This window comes from Paracoccus sp. P2 (assembly GCF_046335115.1).
Taxonomy (GTDB): domain Bacteria; phylum Pseudomonadota; class Alphaproteobacteria; order Rhodobacterales; family Rhodobacteraceae; genus Paracoccus; species Paracoccus pantotrophus.
Window position 1 is genome coordinate 1 of the sequence record NZ_JBGOSN010000090.1, and the last position, 6,897, is coordinate 6,897.

Below are 6,897 nucleotides of genomic sequence, written 5' to 3' on the forward strand. Positions count from 1 at the left end.
GCCCCTTCGACCAGCCCGACCACGGTAAAGCGGTCGCGCCCGAGCCGGATCGTCTCGCCGGGCAGCAGGCCGGTCTTGCGGTCGGCCACCAGTTCGAAATGGCCCGCGCCGATGCCGCGCCCCTCGGCGATCGCCTGCGGCCCGCCCGGGCGGCCCGGCTCGTAGCCGACGACATAGAGTCGCAGTGTGCGCCCGGCATGAGGCGCTTCGACGTTCTGGTAGTTGACCGCACCGGCCTCGGCCACGCCGGGCATTCGCGCCACCGCGTCGCGCGTGTCGACGGGGATGCTGGAGGCTTCCGCGAACGGTCCCTTGGTGCCGGCCTCCACCACCCAGACATCTGCGGCCGGTGCCTTTACCACCGCCAGCGCGTCCGAGACGAGGCCGTTGTAGATGCCGATCATCGCCAGCACGACCGTCATCAGCAGCCCCAGCCCGAAACAGGTGAGGACGAAGCGGAACAGCCCGTGGCGGATGTCCTTGAGCGCAAGGTTCATGTCGCCCCGCCGATGCGCGCGCGGCGGCCCTCGGCCGCGCCCGCCGGCGGGCGGGCGACGATGGCGGCGCCGTCCGGCAGGCCGCCCGTGACCTCGACCCGGCCGCGGTCGTCGCGGGCGCCGAACGTCAGTTCCACCCGCGCGAGGCGTCCGTCCCGCACGGTCCAGACCGTGCCGCGATGCCCGTCGAAGCCGGTGATCGCCACCTCCGGCACCATCAGCGCACTGGCGCGGGTGCCGGTGGTGATGCGCACCTCGGCCTGTTCGCCGAGGAACATCTCGGCCGGACAGTCGGCGCAGGTCACCCAGACGCGGCGTTCCTCGTTCACCCGGTCGCTTTCGAGGCCGATGCGGGCGATGGCGCCGTGGAATTCGGCCGAGGGCTGCGACCGCAGCCGGATCGTGGCCGGCTGGCCCGCGACGAGCTGCCCGGCCCGTTCCTCGTCGACATAGGCCTGGATCCAGATGGTGGCCGGGTCGATCAGGGTGAAGATCGCATCGCCCGCCTTCACCACCGTGCCCGGCTCGGCATGGCGGGCGACGACCAGCGCGTCATAGGGGGCAAGCAGGCGGTGGTGGGCGAGAAGGGCTTCCTCCTGCCGCAGGGCCGCCGCCGCGTCGAGGCCCTGCGCCCGGATCACTGCCACATCAGCCTCGGCCACGGCCAGATCGGCGCGGGCCACATCCTCGTCGCGTTGCGCTTCCTCGGCGCGTTGGACCGACGCAATATCACGCTGTACCAACCCTTGCTGGCGGCGGTTCGCCGCTTCGCGCTCGGCCAGAACGGCATGGGCGCGCACCACCGCTGCGGTGGCCTTGGCAAGATTGGCCTCATTGGCCGTCACCGCTGCGCCCGCGCGGGTAACGCGCGCTTCCTGCTCGGCAGAGTGAAGGACGGCCAGTTCCTGCCCCTTGGCCACGCTGTCCCCGGCATCGGCGGCCAGCGAGGCCAAGGCAGCGCCCACCTCGAAGCCGACACGGCTGAGTATCCGCGCCTCGACGGTGCCGAGCCCGTAGATGCGAAGGTCGACATCATGTTCGGGCTGAACGACCACCACCGTCAGCGGACGTTCGGTGAAGATCAGAAAGCCGGCAGCGACAGCCGCCGCCAGAAGAAGACCCGACAGCCAGATGCGCCGCATCGTCTATTCTCCTTCCGCAGCCAAAAGCCGGCACTGTGCGTCGAACAGGCGCAGCCCCTCGGCTCGCAAGTCGAAATCGCGGGCGCCGAGCGCCCAGCGGATCGCCACGCCCTGCACGAGCGACGTCAGCAGCGCCGCCGCATCGTTTGCGGCGATGTCGCCGCGCAACGCGCCGGTTTTCTGGCCGGCTCTGACCTCCATCGCCAGAAGGCCGTGGAAGGTCGTGAGCCTGCCGTGAAAGGTGGCGCGCAGCTCCGCATTGGTGACATTCAACTCACGCGAAAACAGCAGCATCGGCAGCGCGGGGGTCGCGTCGATCTGCGCGAATTGTGCGGAAATCAGTGCACGCAACCTGACGACCGGCGTGTCTCCGAGGCGCAATGCATCCTCCCACGCCGTTGCCAGCCCCTCGGCCACATGCTCGGCAACGGCCTGCCAGAGTGCCGCCTTGGTCGGGAAGTGCCGGAACAGCGCGGCCTGCGTGACGCCGATCTGCGACGCGACCGCCCCCGTCGTCACCCGGTCCGGTCCGATCCGGTCGGCCAGGTCGAGCACGGTGGCCACGATCTCGGCCTTGCGAAGCTCCGCTGACTTTCGCACGGGGCACCCCGTTAGTTAGTGAGTAGTCACAAACATGTTTAGGCAGCCCCATGCGATGCGTCAATCACTGGGCATCATTTTCTGCATGCATTGATTGCCGCGACACCGGGAACTAGGTGGGCAAGAGGGAGGCTGGCCTATCTCTGCCCCCAACGCGGCGAATACGGAAGACAACACGTAAGTTCGTCTAACGGACGCTAAGCCGCAGCTCTGAAAAGTGCAGAACCATCTGGTTCAAGTTGTTTTATTAGGAGGATTACGTTTGGTGCGGGGGAGCGCCGATAAAGATGGTTGCGCGCTCCCGCAACCATCTTTACCGGCGTCGATCGCAAGTTATGATCGACGCCGGTCCCCGCAACCATCTTTACTTGCTCGGGGCGCAAGTGAAGATTAGATCCTGCCCCCGCAACCATCTTTACTTGCGACCCCGTAGCGCCCGCTGCGGGGTTTTTGCTTTGCGTGGAAATCGTAAGGATTCCAGCGAGATCGCCCTGAACGTCGATCTCCACCTTGCCGTCGACCGGCGTCAGCACGATCTGATCCACGAGCGAGCGCAGCGTGTCTGCGGCCTCGATCCGCTTCCCCTCGTCTTCGTCCTGCAGGGCGTCGTAAAGCTGTTGGACCCGCTTGCGGTATTGCAGTGCCANCGGCGTCAGCACGATCTGATCCACGAGCGAGCGCAGCGTGTCTGCGGCCTCGATCCGCTTCCCCTCGTCTTCGTCCTGCAGGGCGTCGTAAAGCTGTTGGACCCGCTTGCGGTATTGCAGTGCCATGCTTGGGTGCAGCAGCGGCGGCGGCTCGTCGGCTTCGGCCAGGAACAGTTCAAGTTCCTTCTTGCGTTTCTCAATCACCACCATCTTCGCGTTGAGCGCGTCAGCCGCCCCACCCTTCAGAATCAGATTGAGTAGCGTCTCAAGTTCCCGATCGATCTTCGCAATCTCCGCCTCAGCCGATGCGATCTCGGCGCGGCCTTCCATGCGCAGCCGGTTCATCTCTTGCGTGAAGACTTCACAGAAATGGGCGAAGAGTTCCGGATCGACGAGTTTGGTACGCAGCGCGTTGAGTACACGCGATTCCAGCTCGTCGCGGCGGATGTTGACCCGACATCGGTGCGGAAGGCCGCGCGCAGCGTCGCCGCCGCCATCAGCGCATCGTTTTCCGCCCGGAAGAGGGGGCAGGCGAGGTGCTGGATGACAGGGATTGATTTGCAGCGTCATGCGCATATATTATGCACATGCAGGAGGTAGCCCGATGCAGACACAATCCGTTCCCAAAAAACCGACCAATCTGTCACTGGATCAGGGCTTGCTCAGCGAAGCCCGGTCCTTCGGAGTAAACCTGTCGCAGGCCGCAGAGGCCGGTTTGCGTCGCGCGGTCAGGGAAGCCAAAGCCGAGGCGTGGAAGCGTGAGAACGCCAAGGCGATTGAAGGGGTTAACCGTTGGGTCGAAGAGAACGGCCTGCCCCTTGAAAAATACCGGCTCTTCTGATGGCGCGATATGACGTTTATGCCAGCCCGGATGGTTCGGGGTATCTTCTCGATGTGCAGACCGACCTTCTGGACAATCTGAGCACGCGCCTTGTGGTGCCGATGATGCCGGTGGGCGCTTCGCCGCCCGTGCTCAAGCAGCTGAACCCCATCTTTGACATACAGTCCGAGCGCTATGTGATGGTGACGCAGTTCATGGCCGCGGTTCCCGCTTCCATTCTGAAGACACTCGCAGGCAGCCTTGCACAGCACGATACCGAGATCACGGGCGCGCTGGACATGCTCCTGACCGGGGTGTGACGCCCTCTCTTCTTCAGTTGCCCAATCCTTCCCGCTTCCCAAGCGTGGCGGCCCCGGTTTATGACTGGGGGCAAGGTCGACATCGCCACCAATTACGGTCTCGACAAGCAGGACCGGGATCAGCGCCTCAACTGGTTCGCATGCGAACCAGGACCATATCGAGAGCCTGATCCGAATGGTGTGTGAGAATCCGCGTAAAATCTCGAGCCACCACATGATGCGGGCTGCCGATGCACCGGCCCTGTTCTTCGCCGGCATCATGGCCTGGGACAAGGCCCGCAGGGGCGAGGCCATCGGCTATCCGGTGAGCCATTGGGCGCATAGTCCAACAGCACCGTGCCATTGGGGTCGCAGGCGGTCCTGGGATAGACGGGCGCTCCAGGACCGCCGGCAGCGTCGTGAAGGCCAAGGAAACTCCTGAGCCCGGCTTTCAGGATCGGAAAGGGCATGCCGAGGTAACGCATCAGCCGAGCACCTCAAACACCAGGGTCGGTGCGAAATCCGAGGTCTTTCGTGCGCGGATGGCATCCCCTGCCCCGATAGGCAGCACATCCCCCGGAAACAGGGCCAGGCCCCTGGTCTGCACAGGCGCCGGGGTGAACGTCACCTCGACGGGCGCATCCCGGACCATCATCTTGCAGGCCATGCCTGGCATGAGGACAGGAACGAAGGTATCGGAAGTAATGAGAGCATCTGCCATGCCGAACGCGGCATGCGCGCCATCGCCCTCGGGCGGAAGAACTACCTCTTCGTCGGCTCCGAGGCGGGCGGCAAGGCCGCCGCCATTGCCTGCACCCTGATCGAGACAGCCAAGCTCAACGCCGTCGATCCCCAAGCCTGGCTCGCAGATACCATCGCCCGCATCCCCGACTACAGGATCACCAAGGTCGATGATCTGCTGCCATGGCGTCGGAACGGATAGCGGTCAGCCCGCACGCTTACGATCTGGGCGCCAGCTACGAATGGGAAAACGGCGTGATCGGCCGGCTGAACATCAACAACGTGACGGACGAGGCCTATATCTCGGCCGGCGGGCCGAACTCCAGCTATTATGGCGACGGACGAACCGTGCAGGCAAGCTTGACATGTAAATGGTGACACTGTCCGGCAAGGGATTGATGCGACGCGCCCTTCTGGCTGCCGGCCCGCGCGGCGCCGGGGCTGCGGCTGGCGGCGGTGGACTGGGCCCTGGCCGAGACGGCGATGGCGCTTGGCCAGGCGCAGGTCGCCCTGGCCGAGCTGATCGCCTTTCGCGCCGCCACCGTTGACCTGGGCCTGCACGGGGCGCCCAATCTCGAGGCGCTGAGCCTTGTCGCGCCCGAGCTGATCCTGTCCTCGAGCCATTACAGCGCCATTGAGCCGCGGCTGGCGCATCGCGCCGGTCTTTACCCGTGCGCTTTACGTCGCGGGCAAGCCGGCCTTTCCCAAGGTGATGGCGCTGCTGGGGGAACTGGCCGCGCGGCTGGGCGATCCCGCTGCCGGGACGCGGACCCAGGCCGCCGCCGCCGAGTTTGCCATGCTGGCCGGCCGCGCCGCGCCCCATGCCGGGCGCGCCTGCCTGCTGTTCGAACTGGGCGATGCCCGCCATATCCGCGTCTTCGGCACCGACAGCCTGTTCGGCGGCGCGCTGGAGGCGATGGGGATGCGCAATGCCTGGACCGGGCGCACCCGCTTTGCCTTTGCCGCGCCCATCCCGCTGGAGCGGCTGGCTGCGTTCCCCGAGGCCCGGCTGGTCGGCCTGGGTCCGATCCCGGTGCAGGTCGAGTGCGCGCTGCGCTCGGTGGCGCTGTGGAACAGCCTGCCGCCGGTCAGGGCGGGGCGGGTGCATCGCCTGCCGGAACCGCGGCCCTTTGCCGGCATGCCCTCGGCGCTGCGCTTCGGCCACGAGCTAGTCGCCGCTCTGGAGGGCCGGGGGATGAACCGCATGACCCTTGCCGGGGGGCCGGGGCGGCGCTGGCCCTGTGGATGATTGCCGCGGTGGCGGCGCTGCCGCTGGCCGAATGGCCCGCCTTGCCCTGGCGGATTGACGAGATGTCGGTCGGGCAGATCCTGCTGGCCTATGGGCTGATGCTGCGCGGGATCCTGGCCTTGCTGGCCGGCGCGGCGCTGGGGCTGGCCGGGGCGCTGATGCAGGCGGTGCTGCGCAACCCGCTGGCCGATCCGACGACGCCGGGCACCGCCTCGGGCGCGCAGCTCGCCATCGTCGCGGCCACGATCCATGCGCCGGGCTGGCTGGCCGGGGGCAACCTGCCGGTGGTGCTGACCCCGGCGGGCGCGGCGACCTTCCTGATCATGGCGCTGGGGGCGCGGCGCGGCTTTGCCCCGGTGACGGTGACGTTCGCGGGGATGCTGGTGGGGCTGATGGCCTCGGCCCTGGCGACGGCGATGACCCGGACGCAGGGGCATTACCTCTTGTCGCGGGTGATGTGGAACGGCGGGGTGCTGGCGCAGGTGGACCGGTCGGGCAGCCGGAACATGGCGCTGGCGCTGCTGCCGGCGCTGGCCTCCGCGGCGGCGCTGGCCCGGCCGCTGATGGTGATGTCGCTGGGCCCCGAGGGCGCATGGGCTGGGCCTGCGGTTGGCGCCGCTGCGCCTTGCCACGCTGCTGCTGGCGGTGGCGCTGTCGGCCATGGTCTGGCCGAGATCGGGCTGGTGGGTTTTGTCGGCCTTGGCCGGGGCGCTGCTGGCCGGGGCGGGGGCGATCCTGCAGCGGCTGACCGCGAACCCGATGACCGCGCCCGAGCCAAGCCACTCCGCGATCATTGGGCGGGCTCTGGGGTGATTGAAGCTGCTCTCTGGCTCTGCCGGTCGGTTTCGCTCTGGTTGACGCAGACCGCGGCGGGCGGCTGTCCGCCATGGGCGGCGCGAGGC

General features: G+C 67.2%; 9 protein-coding genes and 1 pseudogene. 6 read left to right on the forward strand and 4 right to left on the reverse strand.

Translation table 11 applies throughout. The annotated features are described in order from the left end of the window. The 3 genes from ACDP63_RS23855 to ACDP63_RS23865 form a co-directional block, all read right to left on the reverse strand. A partial coding sequence (locus ACDP63_RS23855; protein WP_409928764.1) for an ABC transporter permease occupies nucleotides 1-497 on the reverse strand: 497 nt, incomplete at its 3' end. Beyond that, nucleotides 494-1,639 carry an efflux RND transporter periplasmic adaptor subunit gene (locus ACDP63_RS23860; protein ID WP_409928765.1) on the reverse strand — a complete coding sequence of 382 codons (1,146 nt, stop codon included), beginning with the start codon at nucleotides 1,637-1,639 and terminating at the stop codon, nucleotides 494-496. The genes ACDP63_RS23855 and ACDP63_RS23860, both read right to left, overlap by 4 nt. A gap of 3 nt (nucleotides 1,640-1,642) precedes the next feature. Beyond that, nucleotides 1,643-2,203, reverse strand: coding sequence for a TetR/AcrR family transcriptional regulator (locus tag ACDP63_RS23865; protein ID WP_233352081.1), 561 nt, complete (start codon nucleotides 2,201-2,203; stop codon nucleotides 1,643-1,645). Nucleotides 2,204-3,490: 1,287 nt separating this feature from the next. On the opposite strand from ACDP63_RS23865, the gene ACDP63_RS23870 reads away from it, so the two are divergent. Both ACDP63_RS23870 and ACDP63_RS23875 read left to right on the forward strand, forming a co-directional pair. Then, entirely contained in the window at nucleotides 3,491-3,727 is a 237-nt protein-coding gene (locus ACDP63_RS23870) for a type II toxin-antitoxin system CcdA family antitoxin (RefSeq protein ID WP_028711008.1), read from the forward strand. Then, a complete protein-coding gene (locus ACDP63_RS23875; protein ID WP_024846182.1) occupies nucleotides 3,727-4,026 on the forward strand; it encodes a CcdB family protein in 300 nt (99 codons plus the stop codon). Before ACDP63_RS23870 ends, ACDP63_RS23875 begins: the two co-directional genes overlap by 1 nt. A 463-nt stretch (nucleotides 4,027-4,489) precedes the next feature. Here ACDP63_RS23875 and ACDP63_RS23880 read toward each other — a convergent pair whose 3' ends face one another. Beyond that, the gene (locus tag ACDP63_RS23880) at nucleotides 4,490-4,726 is read right to left on the reverse strand and encodes a hypothetical protein (protein ID WP_024846181.1); all 237 of its coding nucleotides are present in this window, start codon (nucleotides 4,724-4,726) and stop codon (nucleotides 4,490-4,492) included. On the opposite strand from ACDP63_RS23880, the pseudogene ACDP63_RS23885 reads away from it, so the two are divergent. The 4 genes and pseudogenes from ACDP63_RS23885 to ACDP63_RS23900 form a co-directional block, all read left to right on the forward strand. Next, nucleotides 4,727-4,948, forward strand: a pseudogene (locus ACDP63_RS23885) (transposase domain-containing protein); the annotation flags it as partial. Then, a complete protein-coding gene (locus ACDP63_RS23890; protein WP_024846179.1) occupies nucleotides 4,930-5,124 on the forward strand; it encodes a TonB-dependent receptor in 195 nt (64 codons plus the stop codon). The pseudogene ACDP63_RS23885 and the gene ACDP63_RS23890, both read left to right, overlap by 19 nt. Nucleotides 5,125-5,380: 256 nt before the next feature. Then, on the forward strand, nucleotides 5,381-5,995 hold the full coding sequence (locus tag ACDP63_RS23895) for a hypothetical protein (RefSeq protein ID WP_231487003.1): 615 nt from the start codon (nucleotides 5,381-5,383) through the stop codon (nucleotides 5,993-5,995). Next, nucleotides 5,992-6,897: iron chelate uptake ABC transporter family permease subunit (locus tag ACDP63_RS23900; protein ID WP_409928766.1), on the forward strand; the 906-nt coding region annotated here is incomplete at its 3' end. The genes ACDP63_RS23895 and ACDP63_RS23900, both read left to right, overlap by 4 nt.

Bases quoted from the DNA above. Each gene is read 5' to 3' on its own strand.
- ACDP63_RS23860 (WP_409928765.1), bottom strand. From the start codon at position 1,639: ATGCGGCGCATCTGGCTGTCGGGTCTTCTTCTGGCGGCGGCTGTCGCT.
- ACDP63_RS23870 (WP_028711008.1), top strand. From the start codon at position 3,491: ATGCAGACACAATCCGTTCCCAAAAAACCGACCAATCTGTCACTGGAT.
- ACDP63_RS23875 (WP_024846182.1), top strand. From the start codon at position 3,727: ATGGCGCGATATGACGTTTATGCCAGCCCGGATGGTTCGGGGTATCTT.
- ACDP63_RS23880 (WP_024846181.1), bottom strand. From the start codon at position 4,726: ATGGCAGATGCTCTCATTACTTCCGATACCTTCGTTCCTGTCCTCATG.
- ACDP63_RS23890 (WP_024846179.1), top strand. From the start codon at position 4,930: ATGGCGTCGGAACGGATAGCGGTCAGCCCGCACGCTTACGATCTGGGC.